Origin of the sequence: Nocardia sp. NPDC057353, assembly GCF_042667085.1 — a bacterium.
Classification (GTDB): Bacteria; Actinomycetota; Actinomycetes; order Mycobacteriales; family Mycobacteriaceae; genus Nocardia.
This window is the reverse complement of the sequence record NZ_JBHVAK010000047.1, coordinates 30,674-49,951: the sequence shown is the minus strand read 5'-3', so window position 1 is coordinate 49,951 and position 19,278 is coordinate 30,674. Positions and strand designations below refer to the sequence as shown.

Sequence of the window (19,278 nt, the reverse complement as noted above, 5' to 3'; positions counted from 1 at the left end):
ATCGGTCGGGCCGTACCCGCCGCCCCGGCGTCCACACCGAGGGCTCGGGCGAATGCGGTCTCTGTGATTCCACTATTCCAGTCAGGAGCGGACGATGCTCAGGATCTCGGTCACGAGTGCGTCTACTTCCGCCGCCGACCTGGCTTCGACGTTCAGCCGCAGCAGCGGTTCGGTATTCGACGCGCGCAGGTTGAACCAGGCGTTCTCCGGCAGGTCGACGGTGACCCCGTCCAGCCGGTCCACCGCGCGGGCGCGGTCGGCGAAGGCGTCGAGCACGGCCGCGGTGCGGTCGGCGGCGTCGGCCACCGTGGAGTTGATCTCGCCGGAGGCGGCGTAGTTGGTGTACGAGGCCATCAGCTCGGAGACCGGGCGCTGCTGCTCACCGAGCGCGGCCAGCACGTGCAGCGCCGCCAGCATGCCGGAGTCGGCGCCCCAGAAGTCCCGGAAGTAGTAGTGCGCGGAGTGCTCCCCGCCGAACACCGCGCCGGTCTCGGCCATCTGCTGCTTGATGAAGGAGTGCCCGACCCTGGTGCGCACCGGGTTGCCGCCCAACTCGGCCACGAGCTCCGGCACGGTCCGCGAGGTGATCAGGTTGTGGATGACGGTGGCGCCCGGCTCCTTGGCCAGCTCGCGCTCGGCCACCAGCGCGGTGATCGCCGACGGCGAGACCGGGTCGCCCTGCTCGTCCACCACGAAGCAGCGGTCGGCGTCGCCGTCGAAGGCGAGGCCGATGTCGGCGCCGCTGCTCCGCACCAGCGCCTGCAGGTCGACCAGGTTGGCCGGGTCCAGCGGGTTGGCCTCGTGGTTCGGGAAGGTGCCGTCCAGCTCGAAGTAGAGCGGGACGATGCTCAGCTGCCGCAGGCTGCCGAGCACCTCGGGCACGGTGTGGCCGCCCATGCCGTTGCCCGCGTCCACCGCGACGGTGAGCGGCCGGACGCCGTCCAGGTCGACCAGCCCGCGCAGGAACTTGGCGTAGTCGGAGAGCAGGTCGGTGCGGACCGCGTCGCCCGGCGCGCCGTTGTACCCGGGCACCCCGGCGACCACCTCGGCCGCGATGGCGGCCAGCCCGGTGTCCTGCCCGACCGGCTTGGCGCCCGCCCGGCACAGCTTGATGCCGTTGTAGCGGGCCGGGTTGTGGCTCGCGGTGAACATGGCGCCGGGACAGTCGAGGTCGCCGCTGGCGAAGTAGAGCTGGTCGGTGGAGGCGAGCCCGATGTGCACCACGTCGAGGCCCTGCGCCCGCACGCCGTCGGCGAAGGCGTCCGCCAGCTCCGGCGAGGAGGCCCGCATGTCGTGCCCGATGACCACCCGGTTCGCCTGCTCGGCCCGCATCAGCCGGGCGAACGACCCGCCGACCTCGCGCACGAACGCGGCATCGATCTGTTCACCGACGACACCGCGGACGTCGTAGGCCTTGATCACCGCGCGCACGGCGTCGGCGGAGCGGGGCACTGTCATGGGGAACACCCTAGTAGGCGCGGGCGCGCGGCCTCGACGGTGGCCGTTGGCGCGGCGGCGGCGGCCGCTCGCGAAGGGGGCGCGGCCGTCCGGGGAGCGAAATCACGCGGCGGGCGCCCGCGGTCGGAGGCGTCGCCGACACAGTTGCGCGCGGAGCGCGGTCAGTCGGCGGGTGCGGGTAACGCCGGGCGGTTCCTGCGGACGTGTTTCGCGCGGAGCGTGGTCAGTTGGGCGGGTCGGGGAGCACCCGGAGGTGCCCGCGGCGCCCGGTGCGGCCGGGGCGCGGCGGCTGCGGCGTGTGCTCGCGATATCCGCGCTGCTCGTGCTCGGGCGGCCTGCGGCGCAGCCCGGCCTCGCGGACCGCCTCGGCCAGCGCGGTCAGGTCGTCGTCGTCCGGGGTGCTGAAGCCGCCCTCGTGCCGGACCATGTCCCAGCCCTTGGGGGCGGTGATCCGGGAGGCGTGCGTTTCACAGAGATCCCAGGAGTGCGGCTCGGCGACCACGGCCAGCGGCCCGACCACGGCGGTCGAGTCCGAGTAGACGAACGTCAGCGTCGCGACGGCTGGATTCTTGCAGCCGGGCCGGACGCAGCGACGCATGGGGATCACGAATGTGAGAGTAACCCCGCGGGCCCCGTCATGTGGACAGACACGCCTGGGTAATTCGTCTCACCGGCAGCGGAAAGGCATACCACGGGCTACTCGGCCTCCTCGTCGTCGGCCGGGTCGATGACATCCGGGTCGACCCCGAGGTAGGTGGCGATCTGCTGGACGAGCACCTCGCGCAGCAGGTCCACCAGGTCGTCCGGATCGCCCGCGCGCAGCTCCAGCGGCTTCCGGAAGAGCACCACCCGCGCCCTGGTCGCGGCGCCGTGCCGGTCGATGCCCGCGGGCACCAGCCGGGAGAGCGGAACCGGGCCGTCCGCCACCACCTCGTCCGGCCAGGTGACCGAGTCCGGGTGCAGCGGACGGATCTTCGGGACATCGTCGACGGCGATGTCGAGTTTGGTCAGGCGGTCGTGCCACTTGGAGTCGAGCGGCGCGAAGGCCTCGAGCACGAGCCGGTCGAACTTCTGCCCGCGCGTCCGCCAGGCGGGAACGGTCGGCGGGAGCACCGGACCGCGCAGACCGCGGCCGCGGCGGATCACCGACCTCGCGGTCGGCGGGCGGCGGTGACGGGAACGGGCCATGGCTCGAACCTAGCCGCTCCGCCCGCCGCCGTGGCTATCGCGTGGCACGGCCGCCCGCGCCGGACCCGGACGCTCGCGCGCCGGGGCGGCGTGAGCGCCCGCTCAGACGATGCCGCGCTTGAGGCGGCGCCGCTCCCGCTCGGAGAGGCCGCCCCAGATGCCGAAGCGCTCGTCGTGCGCCAGGGCGTACTCGAGGCACTCGTCGCGCACCTCGCAGCCGAGGCAGATCCGTTTCGCCTCGCGGGTCGAGCCGCCCTTCTCGGGGAAGAACGCCTCCGGATCGGTCTGGGCGCAGAGCGCCCGCTCCTGCCACTGCTCCTCGATCGAGTCGAACATCTCGTCGAAGCCGGTGATGATCAGGCTCAACCGGGGTGCCTCGGCACCGCCGTCGTCCTGGCCACGACCGGTGTCTTCGCAGACGCCACGAGCTGCGCCTGCTGTGGAATCGGTTCGCGATACGCCGTCCGGGGTGCCCGAAGGGTCCAGCTCAATGGCCATCGCTCCGCCTCCTCACTGTGTGTTAGCGCAGAAAGATTCTTTCCGTCGGACCGATGCGCCCACCGACGGCCCTACCCCGCGACGTAGTCCCGCGGACATCCCCGAGCGTGCCGTCCCGATGCGAACAGGTGTTCGAAAACTCGTTCGCGCGTTGATCTCTCGCGCGAACCCGGAATGACATGCATGTGATTAGACACGCCGGTGCCAGCGGTGGTCAAGCCGATGAAGCTATTCCGTTACTATCCGGCACCGCATTACGCCGCGGGCTCTCCCGACGGAATAGCAAATGAGCAGCAAATATACCGCGAAGAGTACTCGATCGCACCAGGGCCTAGGCTCTCGGGATGTGAGTGGACAACGAGCGGATGCCGCGCCCGGCGCGGGGCGGCGGATCGCGGTGCTGGTCGGCGGAGTCGGTGGCGCGCGCTTCCTGCAGGGCGTCCGGCAATTGCTGCCCGATGCCGAGATCTCGGCGATCGTGAATGTCGGCGACGACGTCTGGATGCACGGCCTCCGCATCTGCCCCGACCTGGATACCTGCATGTACACGCTGGGCGGCGGGATCGATACCGAGCGCGGCTGGGGCCGGGTCGGCGAGACCTGGCACGCGAAGGAGGAGCTGGCGGCTTATCGCGCGCAGCCGGACTGGTTCGGGCTCGGTGATCGGGATATCGCCACGCACCTGATTCGCAGTGAAATGTTGCGCGCCGGGTATCCGCTGTCGGCGGTCACCGAAGCGCTCTGCAATCGGTGGCAACCGGGCGTGAAACTTCTCCCGGCAACCGATGATCGCTGCGAAACCCATGTCGTTGTCGACGACGCGGACAACCCCGGCGAACGTCGCGCGATCCATTTCCAGGAGTGGTGGGTTCGCTATCGCGCGAACATCCCGACCCATGGATTCGCCACAATCGGGGCGGACGAGGCGAAACCGGGACCGAATGTGATCGAAGTCATAGAGAGTGCTGATGCGGTATTACTCGCCCCGTCGAACCCGGTGGTGAGCATCGGTTCCATTCTCGCCGTTCCCGGCATTCGCGGCGCGCTGCGCACCACCGCCGCGCCGGTGATCGGGCTCTCGCCGGTCATCGACGGAAAGCCGCTGCGCGGCATGGCCGACGAGTGCCTCTCCGTGATCGGGGTGCCGACGACCGCGGAGGCCGTCGGCGCGCACTACGGCGCCCGCTCCGGCACCGGCATCCTGGACGGCTGGCTCATCCACAGCACCGACAGTGCCGCGGTCGACGGCGTCGAGGTGCGCAGCGTCCCGCTGCTCATGACCGATCCCGCCGCGACGGCGGAAATGGTCAAGGAAGCGCTGGATCTGGCGGGGGTGAAGCCGTGACTTTCGATTCGGAGCACACGCCGGGGGCGCAGGCCGATCACGCGGCGGGCGAGCTGCGCATCCTTCCGGTCACCGGGCTGCCCGAGTTCCGGCCGGGCGACGACCTGGCGGCCCACCTGGCCGAGCGGGCCCCCTGGCTCGCCGACGGCGACATCCTCGTGGTCACCAGCAAGATCGTCGCCAAGGCGGAGGGCCGGATCGCGCACGCGCCCAGCGATCCCGACGAGCGCGATGCCGCGCGGCGCGCACTGGTGGCGCAGGAGGCCGTGCGCGTGCTCGCCCGCAAGGGCCGCACCCTGATCACCGAGAACAAGCTCGGCATCGTGCAGGCCGCCTCCGGCGTCGACGGCTCCAATGTCGAGCGCGACGAGCTGGTGCTGCTCCCCGCCGACCCGGACGGCAGCGCCGCCGCGCTGCGCCGCGGCCTGGCCGAGCGGCTCGGTGTCCGGGTGGCGGTGCTGATCACCGACACCATGGGCCGCGCCTGGCGCAACGGCCAGACCGACGCCGCGATCGGCGCCAGCGGCCTGCGCGTCCTGCACGACTACGCGGGCGCCGTCGACGGCCAGGGCAATGAACTCCAGGTCACCCTGGTCGCCGTGGCCGACGAGCTGGCCGCCGCCGCCGATCTGGTGAAGGGCAAGCTGGGCGGCGTCCCGGTGGCCGTGGTCCGCGGGCTCCCGGTCGTTGACGACGGCTCGACCGCCGCCGACCTGATCCGCCGCGGCGACGAGGACCTCTTCTGGCTCGGCACCGCCGAGGCGATCGAGAAGGGCCGCAGGGAGGCCGTGCTGCGCCGCCGCTCGGTGCGCCGCTTCACCGCGGAGCCGGTCGAGCCCGAGCGGGTGCGCGCCGCCATCGGGGTCGCGCTCACCGCGCCCGCCCCGCACCACACCCGGCCGGTGCGCTTCGTCTGGGTGCGCACCCGCGAGCTCCGCGAGCGGCTGCTCACCGAGCTGGCCGCCGCCTGGCGCGCCGACCTGACCCGCGACGGCCTCGACCCGGAGCGCGTCGAACGCCGAATCGCCAGGGGCCGCATTCTCTTCGACGCCCCCGAGGTGGTGATCCCGTGCTGCGTGCCGGACGGCGCGCACGACTACCCCGACGCCACCCGCCGCGCCGCCGAGCAGACCATGTTCACCGTCGCGGTCGGCGCCGCGGTGCAGGGGCTGCTGGTGGCGCTGGCCACCGAGGGGCTCGGCAGCTGCTGGATCGGGTCGACCATCTTCGCCCCGGCCACCACCCGCGCCGTGCTCGGCCTGCCGGAGGACTGGAAACCGCTGGGCGCCATCGCCATCGGGCACGCCGAGGAGGAGTTCGCCGCGCGCTCCCCGCGCACGCCGGGCGACGCGCTGGTCGAGCTGTGAGCGCGGAGTCGCTGCACCGCTCGGCCACCGCGCTGCTCACCGAGTGGGCGCCCGCCGAGCGGGGCGAGCGCTCGCTGCGCGAGGCGATGCTCGCCTTCCTCGGCTCGGCGCCGCGGGGGTGTCTGCGGGAGCACGCGCCCGGTCACGTGACGGCATCTGCGCTCGTCTGGTCGCACGACGGCCGGGAGGTGCTGCTCACCCTGCACCCCAGGGTCGGGCGCTGGATCCAGCTCGGCGGGCACTGCGAGGAGTCGGACGAGACCGTGGCCGACGCCGCGTTGCGCGAGGCCGTCGAGGAGTCCGGGATTCTCGACCTGACCCTGGAGCCCGGGCTCTCCGGCGCGCAGGCGCACCCCATCACCTGCTCGCTCGGGCAGCCGACGCGCCACCTCGACCTGCTGTTCCGGATCACCGCGCCGCCGGGCGCGGTGCCGGTGCGCAGCAGCGAGTCGACCGATCTGCGCTGGTGGCCGGTGGACGCGCTGCCGGAAGGAGCGGACATCCCGCTGCCCTGATTTACAAATTCTTCGATTTGTATAGATTGCCGACACGATCGGCGGTATCGTCAACTCAACGCCGTAACGCACATCACACCGTGCATCGCGATGGGAGACGACGATGTCCACCGCAGCCGAACCCTCGTCCGTCGAGGCGCCCGCCTGGCGCGACACCAAGCGCTACTTCTGGCTCTGGGGCCTCTTCGCCCCGGCCGGGCTCTTCCTCATCGGGCTGCCGACCATCTACCTGTTCAACCGGCTGGGCTGGGACGGCGCCGCGCACGTCCCCTTCTGGCTCGGCCCGATCCTGATCTACCTGGTCATCCCGATCGCCGACGTCTTCATCGGCCCGGACGGCGACAACCCGCCGGACGAGGTGATGGAGTACCTGGAGAACGACCGCTACTACCGCTACCTCACCTATCTCTACCTCCCGTTCCAGTACGGGTCGCTGATCCTGGCGTGCTACCTGATCACCGCCGACAACCTCTCCTGGCTGCACATCGACGGCGGGCTGTGGACGGTGGACAAGATCGGGCTGGCGATCACCGTCGGCATCATCGGCGGCGTCGGGATCAACACCGCGCACGAGCTCGGGCACAAGAAGGTCGAGCTGGAGCGCTGGCTCTCCCGGATCGCGCTGGCCCAGTCCGGCTACGGCCACTTCTACATCGAGCACAACAGGGGGCATCACGTCCGGGTCGCGACGCCGGAGGACCCGGCCAGCTCCCGGCTCGGCGAGAGCTTCTACCGCTTCTGGCCGCGCACCGTGTGGGGCGGGATCACTTCGTCCTGGCGGCTGGAGAAGGCCAGGCTGGAGCGGACCGGCTCCGGCCCGTGGTCGATCCACAACGAGGTGCTGAGCGCCTGGGCCATGACGGTGCTGCTCTTCGGCGCGCTCTGCGCGGTCTTCGGGATCGAGCTGCTTCCGTACCTGCTGCTGCAGGCCGTCGTCGGGTTCAGCCTGCTGGAGGCGGTGAACTACCTGGAGCACTACGGCCTGCTCCGGCAGCACACCCCGAGCGGCCGGTACGAGCGCGCCGCGCCGACGCACAGCTGGAACAGCGACCACCTGGTCACCAATATCTTCCTGTACCACCTGCAGCGGCACAGCGACCACCATGCCTACCCGACCCGCCGCTACCAGACCCTGCGCAGCTGGGACGGCGCCCCCAACCTGCCCGCGGGCTACGCGACCATGATCCTGCTGGCCTACGTCCCGCCGCTGTGGCGCCGGGTGATGGACCCGAAGGTGCTCGCGCACTACGACGGCGACGTCACCAGGGCCAATATCCTGCCCGCGCGCCGCGAGCAGGTCCTCGCGAAGTACGGGGCGGGTTCGTGAGCGCCTACCGCTGCCCCGTCTGCGAGTACGTCTACGACGAGGCGAAAGGCGAACCGCACGAGGGATTCTCGGCGGGAACGGCGTGGTCGGCGGTGCCGGACGACTGGTGCTGCCCGGACTGCGGGGTACGCGAGAAGATCGACTTCGAGGAGGTTCCGGCATGACCGAGTACAAGCTCTACCAGTGCATCCAGTGCGGTTTCGAGTACGACGAGGAAAAGGGCTGGCCGGACGATGGCATCGCGCCCGGCACCCGGTGGGACGACATCCCCGACGACTGGAGCTGCCCCGACTGCGGCGCCGCCAAGGCCGACTTCTACATGGTCGAGATCGAGCGGACGTGACATTTTGACTGCGGCGGGCACCCGTGCCACTGTCGCGGGTATGCCGCGCACCGGATCCAGGCTTCCCTACCAGGAGGCGGCGCGGGAGCTGCTGCGCACCTCGGTGCTGGACGCCGTGCGCGACCTGCTCACCGAGCGGGACTGGTCCAAGATCACCCTGGGTGACGTCGCCACCCGCGCCGGGGTGAGCAGGCAGACGCTCTACAACGAGTTCGGCTCCCGCACCGGCCTTTCCCAGGCCTACGCGCTGCGCCTCGCCGACGACCTGGTCGACCACGTGGCGGCGGCCATCGCCGCCAACGTGGGCGACGCCCGCGCCGCCATCCGCGACGGCATCGCGAACTTCCTGGTCGACGCCGCCGCCGACCCGCTGGTCCGCTCGCTGGTCGCGGGCGAGGTCAAGCTGGACCTGCTGCGCCTCATCACCCTGGATGCCGGGCCGCTGCTGGAGCACGCCGGGGAGCGGCTCACCGCCGCCTTCGAGCACAGCTGGGTCGCCGCGTCGCCCGCCGAGTCCGCGGTGCTCGCGCACGCCATGGTGCGGCTGGCCATCAGCTACATCGCCACTCCGCCCGCCCCGAACCGCGACACCCCCGCGGAGCTGAGCCTGCTCCTCGGCCCCTACGTCGAGGCCATCCTGGCGACCCGCGCACCCTCCTGACGGGGTTGTCCACAGGCCGCCGGTTGTCCACACCCGTCGGATGCGGCGCAGCGCACCTCTTGTAGGTCAAGTAACCTCGTGCGTGAAACCACTTGGGGGAACCGAACAAATACCGACCGCTGTCATTGTGCTTGTGGCCACGTTTTCGTTCGTAAGGGGGGTGTAACGCACACGTGATCTGGAACTATTCCCATGACACAGGAAGTACGGCTTTACGTAGCGGAGCGAAGGTGCAATCGGCAGACTCACGGGGGGGTTCCTCGACCGACCCGAAACGGCTCCTCTGGGTTCTGGGGTTGATCGCGCCGGCCTCGGCGTTGTTGCCGTCGCAGTTGGTGTTGCAGACGGGGTCGCCGGTGTTCTGGTGGATCGGGCCGTTCATCGTGTTGGTGGCGATCCCGGTGTTGGATTGGGTGGTGGGGGAGGACGGCTCCAATCCTCGGGACGAGGACTACGAGCGGCTCTCGGCCGACCGGTTCTACCGGTGGTGTACATATCTGTTCCTGCCGATCCAGTTGATCGGACTGTTGATCGCGTGTGCGATGTGGGCCGGAACCGAACTCAGCGTGGTCGACAAGGTCGGGCTCGCCACCACGTTGGGGTTGGTGTCGGGGATCGGGATCAACGCCGCGCACGAACTCGGGCATCGGGTCGAGCATCTGGAGCGGTGGCTGGCGAAGATCGCGTTGGCCCAGTCGGGGTACGGGCATTTCTTCGTCGAGCACAACCGCGGCCACCACGCACGGGTCGCCACCCCGGAAGACCCGGCGAGTGCCCGACTGGGGGAATCGCTCTACTCCTTCCTGCCGCGCAGCGTCGCGGGTGGGTTCCGGTCGGCGATCGCGATCGAACGCCGACGGTTGGCGCGTAAGGGGTTGGGTTGGTGGTCGCCGCGCAACCACATCTTGCAGGCGTGGGCGATGACGGTGGTGTTGTTCGGTGGGTTGGCCGTGGTGTTCGGGTGGGCGGTGTTGCCGTGGTTGTTTCTGCAGGCGGTGATCGGTGCCGCGTTGTTGGAGACGGTGAACTATGTGGAGCACTACGGGTTGTTGCGGGAGCGGAAGGCCGATGGTCGGTGGGCTCGGTGTTCGCCGCGGGATTCGTGGAACAGTGATCGGTTGGTGACGAATATCTTCTTGTTCCATTTGCAGCGGCACAGTGATCATCATGCGAATCCGGGGCGGCGGTATCAGACGTTGCGGACCTCGGAGGTGGCGCCGCAGTTGCCTGCGGGGTATGCGTCGATGATCGTGTTCGCGGCGGTGCCGCCGTTGTGGCGGCGGATCATGGACCACCGGGTGCTCGAGCACTACCGGGGCGACATCACCAGGGCCAACCTGCAGCCCGCCAAGCGGGAGCAGCTGCTGGCGCAGTACGGCAGCGCCGCCTAGCACCCCACGCCGCGGCCGGGCGAGGTTAGGCTGCGCTCATGCTCAAGCGGATTCTGCTCACCGGTCTCGCGGCCGCGCTCGCCACGCTCGGCACCGCCGGGATCGGGCACGCCGAGCCCGACCGCGGGGTCGTGGTCCTCGTGCCGGGCCAGTACCTCGGCGCGCTGCCCTATGAACCGCTGGCCGCGGCGCTCCGGGCCGAGGGCTACGACACCGTCGTCCTCGATCTGAAGGGGTTCGACATCGCGGCCGACGCGCACGCCATCGACGGTGCCGTCGCGGCGGCCCGCGGTGCGCACCCCGGGCAGCCGGTGAGCCTGGTCGGGCACAGCATCGGCGCGCTCAGCAGCCGGTACTACCTGCGCGAACTCGGCGGCAGCGCGGTTGTCGAGCGGTACGTCGCGATCGGCGCACCGCAGTACGGGTCGCCGGGTGCCTGCGGGCAGCCCGCCGCGCCCGAGGCCTGCCCCGGCACCCCCTTCATGGCGGCGCTGAACGCCGGGGACGACACCCCCGGCGCCACCACCTACTACTCCATCCGCAGCGAGCGCGAGTGGAGCGACGGCAGGCTGGACGGCGGCCAGTGCAGGCTCACCCCGTTCCGCACGCTCGGCAACGGCGGCGCCGACCACTCGCTGGAACCGGTGCTGCCCGCGGTGCTCGACCAACTCCGCTCCGCGCTCGCCGACGACTGCGCGGGCGAGTACGTGGACGAGCCGGACGGCGCGATCACGGCGGACTCCACGCTCTTCCCGAGCGGGATTCCGTTCGGCTGAGCCGCACCGAATTCGGCTCGGTGACCCGGGGTCCCGCAGCGGGGGACACCCCGGAGCCACGCCCGGCCGAGCGGCTAGCCTTGGCGGGTACCGCCGCCCAATCCCTGGAGAGGCCGATGACGACTTCAGAACTTTCCGCTTTGACCGCCGACGTGCGCAACGGCATCGATTACAAGGTGGCTGATCTGTCACTGGCCGAGTTCGGCCGCAAGGAGATCCGGCTGGCCGAGCACGAGATGCCGGGGCTGATGGCGCTGCGCCGCGAGTACGCCGAGGTGCAGCCGCTGCGCGGCGCGCGGATCTCCGGCTCGCTGCACATGACGGTGCAGACCGCGGTGCTGATCGAGACGCTGACCGCGCTCGGCGCCGAGGTGCGCTGGGCCTCGTGCAATATCTTCTCCACCCAGGACCACGCGGCCGCGGCGATCGTGGTCGGGCCGCACGGCACCGTGGACGAGCCGAAGGGGACCCCGGTCTTCGCCTGGAAGGGCGAGACGCTGGAGGAGTACTGGTGGGCCGCCGAGCAGATGCTGACCTGGCCGGGTGAGCCCGCCAACATGATCCTCGACGACGGCGGGGACGCGACCATGCTGGTGCTGCGCGGCGCGCAGTTCGAGAAGGCCGGGGTCGTCCCGCCGGAGGACGACGACCACTCCGCCGAGTACAAGGTCTTCCTGAACCTGCTGCGCGAGCGGCTGGAGACCGACGCCACCAAGTGGGGCGTGATCGCGGAGTCGGTGAAGGGCGTCACCGAGGAGACCACCACCGGCGTGCTGCGGCTGTACCAGTTCGCCGCCGCGGGGGAACTGGTGTTCCCGGCGATCAACGTCAACGACTCGGTGACCAAGTCGAAGTTCGACAACAAGTACGGCACCAGGCACTCGCTGATCGACGGCATCAACCGCGGCACCGACGTGCTGATCGGCGGCAAGAAGGTGCTGATCTGCGGCTACGGCGATGTCGGCAAGGGCTGCGCGGAGTCGCTGGCCGGGCAGGGCGCCCGGGTGCAGGTCACCGAGATCGATCCGATCAACGCGCTGCAGGCGCTGATGGACGGCTACGACGTGGTCACCGTCGAGCAGGCGATCGGCCACGCCGACATCGTCATCACCTCGACGGGCAACAAGGACATCATCACCCTCGAGCACATGAAGGCGATGAAGGACCAGGCCATCCTGGGCAACATCGGCCACTTCGACAACGAGATCGACATGGCCGCCCTGGAGCGCTCCGGCGCGCACCGGCTCAACATCAAGCCGCAGGTCGACCTGTGGACCTTCGACTCGGGCAAGGCGATCATCGTGCTGTCGGAGGGCAGGCTGCTGAACCTGGGCAATGCCACCGGGCACCCCTCGTTCGTGATGTCGAACAGCTTCTCCAACCAGGTGATCGCGCAGATCGAGCTCTGGACCAAGCCGGAGCAGTACGACAACGAGGTCTACCGGCTGCCCAAGCACCTGGACGAGAAGGTCGCCAAGATCCACGTCGAGGCGCTCGGCGGCACGCTGACCAAGCTCACCAAGGATCAGGCCGAGTACATCGGCGTTGACGTGGAGGGCCCGTTCAAGCCGGAGCACTACCGGTACTGACGCACCGGGCCCCGCCGGGCAGCCGGCGGGGCCCGCGTAGTCTCCTGCGGCATGGGCACCCTCATCGTGCTGGAAGGGCTGGACGGCTCCGGCAAGCGCACGCTCACCGACCGGGTCGTCGCCGACCTGGCCGCGCGCGGGTTGCGCACCGCCACGCTCGCTTTCCCGCGGTACGGGCGCTCGGTGCACGCCGACCTCGCCGCCGAGGCGCTGCGCGGCGCGCACGGCGACCTGGCCGCCTCGGTCTCCGGCATGGCGCTGCTCTTCGCGCTGGACCGGGCGGGCGCGAAGGACGAGCTGGAAAAGCTGCTCGCCGAGCACGATTTCGTCGTGCTCGACCGCTACGTCGCCTCCAACGCCGCCTACAGCGCGGCCCGGCTCGGCCAGTCCGCGGACGGCGACATCGTCTCCTGGACAGCGGAACTGGAGTACGGCCGGTTCGGGCTGCCCCGCCCCGAGCTGCAGATCCTGCTCGACGTGCCCACCGAGCTGGCCGCCGAGCGAGCGCGGCGCCGCGGCGATCTGGACCCCGGCCGCGCGCTCGACGCCTACGAACGCGATGCCGTGCTGCAGCTGCGCACCGGTGCGGTGTACCGTGAGCTGGCCGAACGCGATTGGGCCGGACCCTGGTGGCGCTACCGCCCGGAGGACGATCCGGCCGCGGTCACCGACCGGCTGGCCGCGGTACCGCGCCGATAGCGCGGCGGGTACGGTGCGAAATCGCCAGTGTTGGCGTGGCGGCCCGTCGCCCGCCACCGAGATGACAACATAGGAATCATGAAGCCGAAGATTCTGGTCGTCGACGACGATATGGCTCTCGCCGAGATGCTGACCATCGTCCTGCGCGGCGAGGGGTTCGACCCGCACGTGGTCGGCGACGGTACCCAGGCGCTCTCCGCGGTGCGGGAGATCCGGCCGGACCTCGTGCTCCTCGACCTCATGCTGCCCGGCATGAACGGCATCGACGTGTGCCGGGTGCTGCGCGCTGACTCCGGCGTGCCGATCGTCATGCTGACCGCCAAGACCGACACCGTCGACGTGGTGCTCGGCCTGGAATCCGGCGCCGACGACTACATCGTCAAGCCGTTCAAGCCCAAGGAGCTGGTGGCCAGGGTGCGGGCGCGGCTGCGCCGCACCGAGGACGAGCCCTCCGAGCAGCTCTCCATCGCCGACATCGTGATCGACGTGCCCGCGCACAAGGTCACCAGGGAGGGCACCCAGATCTCGCTCACCCCGCTGGAGTTCGACCTGCTGGTCGCGCTGGCCCGCAAGCCGCGCCAGGTCTTCACCCGCGAGGTGCTGCTGGAACAGGTCTGGGGCTACCGGCACGCCGCCGACACCAGGCTGGTCAACGTGCACGTGCAGCGGCTGCGCGCCAAAGTCGAGAAGGACCCGGAGAATCCGGAGATCGTGCTGACCGTTCGCGGGGTCGGGTACAAGGCCGGACCGCCGTGATCGACCGCCTGATCGCGCGTCTGCGCCCGGCGGTCGGCATCGCCGCGGCGTGGGCGCAGCGCCAGGGCGTCGCACTCGGCCACCTGTGGCGGCGATCGCTGCAGCTGCGCGTCATCGTCTCCACCCTCACCCTCTCGCTCATCGTCATCACGGTGCTCGGCGTCGTGCTCACCAGCCAGATCACCGACCGGCTGCTGGACGCCAAGCTGAACGCGGCGATCGAGGAGATGGAGCGCGCCAGGAACACGGTGGAGAGCCAGCTGGCGGGCGCGCACGGCAACGGCATCCAGCAGCAGCAGCTCGCCGAGGCGCGGGACTCGCTCTCCAACCGCGGCGGCACCGCGGAGTCCGGCGGCGTCGCGGGCAGCTTCGACTCCGCGCTCACCGTCATCGGCGGCACCCCGCCGCAGCAGATGACCTCGGGACCGGTGCAGGAGGTGCCGGAGGAGCTGCGCCGCTTCGTGCAGCGCAGCCAGATCAGCTACCAGTTCGCCACCGTCGACGACCCGGACGGCTACCGCGGCCGCGCGCTGGTGATCGGCAGCCCGAGCGCCGAGATCCCGACCCTGGAGATCTACCTGATCTTCCCGCTGGTCAACGAGGAGCGCAGCCTCGCGCTCATGCGCGGCACCATGCTGGTCGGCGGCGCCGTGCTGCTGGTCCTGCTCGCCGCCATCTCCGCGCTGGTGACCAGGCAGGTGGTGCTGCCCATCCGGTCGGCCGCCCGGATCGCGGGGCGGTTCGCGGACGGCCGGCTGAAGGAGCGCATGCTGGTCCGCGGCGAGGACGACATGGCGAAGCTGGCGCAGGCCTTCAACGAAATGGCGGAGAGCCTTTCGACCCAGATCAACCAGCTGGAGGAGTTCGGCAACCTGCAGAAGGGCTTCACCTCCGACGTCAGCCACGAGCTGCGCACCCCGCTCACCACGGTCCGCATGGCCGCCGACCTCATCCACAGCAGCAGCGACGAGCTCTCGCCCGCGCTGGCCCGCAGCGCCGAGCTGCTCGTCAACGAGCTGGACCGGTTCGAGGGGCTGCTCAACGACCTGCTGGAGATCAGCCGCCACGACGCGGGCGTCGCCGAGCTGCAGGTGGAGTCGCTGGACGTGCGGATGTGCGCCAAGGCCGCCATCTCCACCGTGCGGCACCTGGCCAAGGACGCCGGGGTCGAGGTCGTCGCCGACCTGCCGGAGGACCCGCTGGTCGCCGAGGTGGACCCGCGCCGGGTCGAGCGGGTGCTGCGCAACCTGCTCGCCAATGCCATCGACCACGGCGACGGCAAGCCGGTGCTCATCCGGATGCGCGGCGACCAGGAGGCCAACGCGCTCGCCGTCGTCGTCCGGGACCAGGGCATCGGGCTCCGGCCGGGCGAGGAGAAGCTGGTCTTCAACCGCTTCTGGCGCTCCGACCCCTCGCGCATGCGCCGCTCCGGCGGCACCGGCCTCGGGCTCTCGATCAGCCAGGAGGACGCGCACCTGCACGAGGGCAGGCTCGAGGCGTGGGGCGAGCTCGGCAGCGGGGCCAGCTTCCGGCTCACCCTGCCGATGGCCCGCGGCGCCAAGCTCGGCCCGAGCCCGCTGCCCCTCGACGCCCCGCGCAAGGTGCCGATCCGCACCGAACCCGAGGCCGACGACTCCGACACCATCCGCATCCCGGCCGTCGGCGCCGAGGTCGGCGCGGGCGCGGAGAACGGCGCGGTACCCACCGGTCGGGGGTATGCCGAGAACCGGGACGTACAGTCATGACGATGCGTACCCGACCCCTCGCCGCCGTGCGCCGGGGAGTGATCGGTGTGCTCGTGGCCGCGCTGGTCCTGCTCACCGGCTGCGCCAGCCTGCCGGAGTCGTCCGCTCCGCAGGCGCTCGGCACGCTGGATCGCGAGCCGACCTCGGACGGCCCGCCGCCGCCGATCTCCGGCCGCGACCCCGACCTGCTGCTCCGCGACTTCCTGCAGGCCACCGCCGCCCCGGCGAACCGGCACGAGGCGGCGCGGCAGTACCTGACCCCGTCCGCCTCCACCCGCTGGGACGACGCCGCGGGCACCGTGATCGTGGAGAAGCCGGACACGCTGCGCGAATCCAGGGGCGGCGACGCCGCGACCTACGTCATCCGGGCGCGCAAGGTCGGCGAGCTCTCCGCGGACGGGTCGTACCGGCCGTCGGACGGCTCGATGCTGGAGAACAAGATCGAGATGACCAGGGTCGGCGGCGAGTGGCGGATCGACGAGCTGCCGGACGGCGTCGTCATGGACAACGCCGCCTTCGCCAAGGCGTACCAGCGGAACGCGATCTACTTCCTGGACCCGAACGGCACCTCGCTCGTGCCGGACCTGCGCTGGATCTCGGTGCCGCCCGCGCAGCGCACCCAGCGCCTGCTCGACCTGCTGCTGGACGGCCCGCAGCCCGCGCTCGCCGAGAACGTGCGCACCGTCGTGTCGCCGCCGGTGGCGCTGCGCGGGGCGGTGACCAAGGCCAACGGCGACCCGGAGGAGGTCGGGGTCGGGCTCGGCGGGGTCAGGATCGACCTGGCGGGCGCCGCGGCGCTGCCGCCGCGGGAGAAGGAGCTGCTCGCGGCCCAGGTGGTCTCGACGCTCTCGGCGGCCGAGGTGCTCGGCCCGTACGTGCTGCTCGCCGACGGCAAGGCGCTGGACGAGCGGTTCGCCGCGAACGGCTGGTCGGTCGCGGACATCGAGCAGTACACCCCGGATGCCCACCTGCGCAACAAGATCGGGCTCTTCGCGCTGCGCGGCGGCACGCTGGTGCAGGTCAGGGAGACCGGTATCGCGCCGGTGCCCGGCTACTTCGGCGCGGTGAACAACCTGCGCTCGGCGGCGCTCTCCGAGGACGGCCAGCTGGTCGCCGCGGTGGCCGAGGCGGGCGGCGGCAACACCCTCATGGTCGGCAGCTTCGGCGGCGACGCCTTCCCGGTGGCCGAGGGCGCGACGGTCAGCAGGCCGTCCTGGAATTCGGACGGCAGCGCCGCCTGGGCCGTCGTCGACGGCGAGCGGGTGATCAGGGCCGCCACCGACCGGGCCACCGGCACCGTCACCAAGCAGGACGTCGACATCTCCGCGCTGACCGCGGTCACCTCGGCGCTCTCGCCCCGGCTGCCCATCACCGAGCTGCGGGTCTCCGGCAGCGGGGTGCGGGCCGCGCTGATCGCGGACGGCAAGGTGTACGTGGCGGTGGTGGAGCGCCGCCCCGACGGCCGCTACGCGCTCACCGCGCCGCAGCCGCTCGCCGTCGGGCTCAGTACCAGGGCGGTCTCGGTGAGTTGGCTCAGCGGCGACACCATCATCATCGCCCGCGAGGGCAATGTCGACCCGGTCGTCACCGTCTCCATCGACGGCTCCGAGCAGGTCACCCAGACCTCGCAGAACCTGACCCCGCCCATGCGGGTGGTCAGCGCGGCGCTGGACACCTGGTACGTCGCCGACTCCCGCGCGGTGCTGCAGCTGCAGTACGGCCAGCCGGTCACCACCGAGGGGTTCTGGCGCGAGGTGCCCGGGCTGACCGGCGAGGACGTGGTCCCGGTCCTGCCCGGCTGACCGGCTCGAGCGCTTCGGCCCCGGTCCTGCCCGGCTGACCGGTCCGAACACCTCGGCCCCCTGCCCGGATGACCGGCTCGAGCACCTCGGCCCCGGCTGCCATGCGTCGGTGCCGACTCAGGCGGCGAACCCGTCCGGTCGGGCGGGCCCCGGCCGGACCGGGGGCGGCGCTGCCGACCCGGGGCGGCGGACCGGTCGTGTCGGTGGCTCCCGCCAGACTTGCGGGCCATGCGGACCCTGTTGGATCTGATCCTGCCCGTCGAGTGCGGCGGTTGCACCCTGCCCGGCACCCCGTGGTGCCCCGGCTGCGCGAGCGCGCTGGATGCCGCGCCGACGCGCCTGCGCCCGCGCACCGACCCCGGAGTGCCGTGCTGGGCGCTCGGCCCGTACGCGGGGCCGGGCAGGCGCGCGGTGCTCGCGCTCAAGGAGCGCGGCCGCCGCGACCTCGCGGCCCCGCTCGGGTACGCCCTCGCCCGCGGGCTGCACCGGCTGCGCGCGCCCGGCCGTCCACTCCTGCTCATCCCCGCGCCCGGCCGGGCCGCGGCCGCCCGGCGCCGCGGCGGCGACCCGGTGGCGCGCACCGCGGCGGTGGCGGCGAGTTGGCTGCCCGGTTGCCGAATGGCGCCACTGCTGCGATCGCGCCTCGGCACGCGGGATTCGGTGGGGTTGACCCCGGCGCAACGCAGGCGCAATCTGGCGGCCGGGGTCGTGGTCAGGCCCGCGGTGCTCGCCACGCTGTCCGGGACAGCGAATCCGCAGGTCTTCCTGGTCGACGATGTACTGACCACCGGGGCGACCGCGGCCGAGTCGGTCCGGGTCGCGCGACGCTACCGGATACCCATTCATCACGTGCTGGTGACATGCGGATCGTGATCCACGGAAAATTTGCGTGAACAGTGGCGGACCGGTCGCGGGCGGACTAGCGTCGCGAACACACACCCGACACGGGAGTTGGAGGTGGGGCCTCGGACACTCGGTGCCGAGCGGAGAGCCGATCGGCACGATCCATCCCGCCGCCCGCCATTCCGACGGTGCGGCCCTATCCGGGAGGTACGCGTGACGTCATCACGTCCTTCAGTCCAAGACGCAGATCCTTCGATGCCGCGCGCCGGCACGCTGGACGAACCGGAGACCACCGCAGCGGGAGGTGGTAGCCGGGCGGACATCGTGGTCAAGGGTCGCAATGTCGAAGTGCCGGACCACTTCCGAATCTACGTCGCCGACAAACTCTCCCGACTCGAGCGGTTCGACCCGTCGATCTTCCTCTTCGACGTCGAGCTGTTCCACGAACGCAACCGCAGGCAGCGCAAGAGCTGCCAGCGCGTCGAGATCACCGCGCGCGGCAAGGGCCCGATCGTCCGGGCCGAGGCCTGCGCCGACAGCTTCTACGCCGCCTTCGAATCGGTGACCGCCAAGCTGGAGAGCAGGCTGCGCCGCACCAAGGACCGGCGCAAGGTGCACTACGGCGAGAAGACGCCGCTCTCGGTCGCCGAGGCCACCGCCGAGCTGGTCGACGAGACGCTCTTCGGCCGCAACGGCGCCGCGCACGCGCACCCCGAAGCCGAGGCCGAGCCCGATCCGTGGGCGCCCGCCGAGAGCGAGGGCCCCGGCCACATCGTCCGCACCAAGGTGCACTCCGCGGCGCCCATGACGGTCGACGATGCGCTGTACCAGATGGAGCTGGTCGGCCACGACTTCTTCCTGTTCCACGACAAGGAGACCGACCGGCCGTCGGTGGTCTACCGCAGGCACGCCTTCGACTACGGCCTGATCCGACTGGCCTGATCGAACCCCCGCCGCCCACCGCAGGCCGGTGCC

General features: G+C 71.1%; 20 protein-coding genes. 16 read left to right on the top strand and 4 right to left on the bottom strand.

Features of this window, described 5'->3' with window-relative positions; all coding sequences use genetic code 11:
• Positions 1-81: 81 nt before the first annotated feature.
• The 4 genes from ACFUUZ_RS22820 to ACFUUZ_RS22805 all read right to left on the bottom strand — a co-directional run bounded on the left by ACFUUZ_RS22820 (position 82) and on the right by ACFUUZ_RS22805 (position 2,982).
• Complete coding sequence (locus ACFUUZ_RS22820) at positions 82-1,458, bottom strand: phosphomannomutase/phosphoglucomutase (RefSeq protein ID WP_378699341.1); 1,377 nt, start codon at positions 1,456-1,458, stop codon at positions 82-84.
• A gap of 223 nt (positions 1,459-1,681) precedes the next feature.
• Positions 1,682-2,056 carry a DUF3499 domain-containing protein gene (locus ACFUUZ_RS22815; protein ID WP_378699363.1) on the bottom strand — a complete coding sequence of 125 codons (375 nt, stop codon included), beginning with the start codon at positions 2,054-2,056 and terminating at the stop codon, positions 1,682-1,684.
• A 98-nt stretch (positions 2,057-2,154) separates the two neighbouring features.
• On the bottom strand, positions 2,155-2,646 hold the full coding sequence (locus ACFUUZ_RS22810; protein ID WP_378699339.1) for a metallopeptidase family protein: 492 nt from the start codon (positions 2,644-2,646) through the stop codon (positions 2,155-2,157).
• Positions 2,647-2,748: 102 nt separating this feature from the next.
• On the bottom strand, positions 2,749-2,982 hold the full coding sequence (locus ACFUUZ_RS22805) for a WhiB family transcriptional regulator (protein ID WP_157103768.1): 234 nt from the start codon (positions 2,980-2,982) through the stop codon (positions 2,749-2,751).
• Positions 2,983-3,490: 508 nt separating this feature from the next.
• Between ACFUUZ_RS22805 and cofD the strand changes: the two genes are divergently transcribed.
• The 16 genes from cofD (at position 3,491) to hpf (ending at position 19,245) form a co-directional block, all read left to right on the top strand.
• Positions 3,491-4,489, top strand: coding sequence for a 2-phospho-L-lactate transferase (cofD, locus tag ACFUUZ_RS22800; protein ID WP_378699337.1), 999 nt, complete (start codon positions 3,491-3,493; stop codon positions 4,487-4,489).
• Positions 4,486-5,856, top strand: coding sequence for a coenzyme F420-0:L-glutamate ligase (locus ACFUUZ_RS22795; RefSeq protein ID WP_378699335.1), 1,371 nt, complete (start codon positions 4,486-4,488; stop codon positions 5,854-5,856). The genes cofD and ACFUUZ_RS22795 overlap by 4 nt, the downstream gene beginning before the upstream one ends.
• Complete coding sequence (locus tag ACFUUZ_RS22790) at positions 5,853-6,371, top strand: NUDIX hydrolase (RefSeq protein WP_378699333.1); 519 nt, start codon at positions 5,853-5,855, stop codon at positions 6,369-6,371. Before ACFUUZ_RS22795 ends, ACFUUZ_RS22790 begins: the two co-directional genes overlap by 4 nt.
• A gap of 103 nt (positions 6,372-6,474) precedes the next feature.
• On the top strand, positions 6,475-7,698 hold the full coding sequence (locus ACFUUZ_RS22785) for an alkane 1-monooxygenase (protein ID WP_378699331.1): 1,224 nt from the start codon (positions 6,475-6,477) through the stop codon (positions 7,696-7,698).
• Entirely contained in the window at positions 7,695-7,862 is a 168-nt protein-coding gene (locus tag ACFUUZ_RS22780; RefSeq protein ID WP_378699329.1) for a rubredoxin, read from the top strand. The genes ACFUUZ_RS22785 and ACFUUZ_RS22780 overlap by 4 nt, the downstream gene beginning before the upstream one ends.
• Entirely contained in the window at positions 7,859-8,041 is a 183-nt protein-coding gene (locus ACFUUZ_RS22775) for a rubredoxin (protein WP_378699327.1), read from the top strand. The genes ACFUUZ_RS22780 and ACFUUZ_RS22775 overlap by 4 nt, the downstream gene beginning before the upstream one ends.
• 40 nt (positions 8,042-8,081) lie before the next feature.
• Positions 8,082-8,702, top strand: coding sequence for a TetR/AcrR family transcriptional regulator (locus ACFUUZ_RS22770; protein WP_378699325.1), 621 nt, complete (start codon positions 8,082-8,084; stop codon positions 8,700-8,702).
• Positions 8,703-8,998: 296 nt separating this feature from the next.
• Positions 8,999-10,093 carry an alkane 1-monooxygenase gene (locus ACFUUZ_RS22765; RefSeq protein ID WP_378699323.1) on the top strand — a complete coding sequence of 365 codons (1,095 nt, stop codon included), beginning with the start codon at positions 8,999-9,001 and terminating at the stop codon, positions 10,091-10,093.
• A gap of 38 nt (positions 10,094-10,131) precedes the next feature.
• A complete protein-coding gene (locus ACFUUZ_RS22760; RefSeq protein ID WP_378699321.1) occupies positions 10,132-10,869 on the top strand; it encodes an esterase/lipase family protein in 738 nt (245 codons plus the stop codon).
• A gap of 116 nt (positions 10,870-10,985) precedes the next feature.
• The gene (gene ahcY, locus ACFUUZ_RS22755; RefSeq protein ID WP_378699319.1) at positions 10,986-12,458 is read left to right on the top strand and encodes an adenosylhomocysteinase; all 1,473 of its coding nucleotides are present in this window, start codon (positions 10,986-10,988) and stop codon (positions 12,456-12,458) included.
• Positions 12,459-12,509: 51 nt separating this feature from the next.
• A complete protein-coding gene (locus tag ACFUUZ_RS22750) occupies positions 12,510-13,157 on the top strand; it encodes a dTMP kinase (RefSeq protein ID WP_378699317.1) in 648 nt (215 codons plus the stop codon).
• A 78-nt stretch (positions 13,158-13,235) separates the two neighbouring features.
• The gene (gene mtrA, locus ACFUUZ_RS22745) at positions 13,236-13,913 is read left to right on the top strand and encodes an MtrAB system response regulator MtrA (RefSeq protein ID WP_067659671.1); all 678 of its coding nucleotides are present in this window, start codon (positions 13,236-13,238) and stop codon (positions 13,911-13,913) included.
• A gap of 20 nt (positions 13,914-13,933) precedes the next feature.
• On the top strand, positions 13,934-15,658 hold the full coding sequence (gene mtrB / locus ACFUUZ_RS22740) for an MtrAB system histidine kinase MtrB (protein ID WP_378699361.1): 1,725 nt from the start codon (positions 13,934-13,936) through the stop codon (positions 15,656-15,658).
• Positions 15,655-17,460 carry an MtrAB system accessory lipoprotein LpqB gene (lpqB, locus tag ACFUUZ_RS22735; protein ID WP_378699314.1) on the top strand — a complete coding sequence of 602 codons (1,806 nt, stop codon included), beginning with the start codon at positions 15,655-15,657 and terminating at the stop codon, positions 17,458-17,460. The genes mtrB and lpqB overlap by 4 nt, the downstream gene beginning before the upstream one ends.
• A gap of 228 nt (positions 17,461-17,688) precedes the next feature.
• Positions 17,689-18,333 carry a ComF family protein gene (locus ACFUUZ_RS22730; protein ID WP_378699312.1) on the top strand — a complete coding sequence of 215 codons (645 nt, stop codon included), beginning with the start codon at positions 17,689-17,691 and terminating at the stop codon, positions 18,331-18,333.
• Between the two features lie 225 nt (positions 18,334-18,558).
• Complete coding sequence (gene hpf, locus ACFUUZ_RS22725; protein WP_378699310.1) at positions 18,559-19,245, top strand: ribosome hibernation-promoting factor, HPF/YfiA family; 687 nt, start codon at positions 18,559-18,561, stop codon at positions 19,243-19,245.
• The last annotated feature ends 33 nt before the right edge of the window (positions 19,246-19,278 follow it).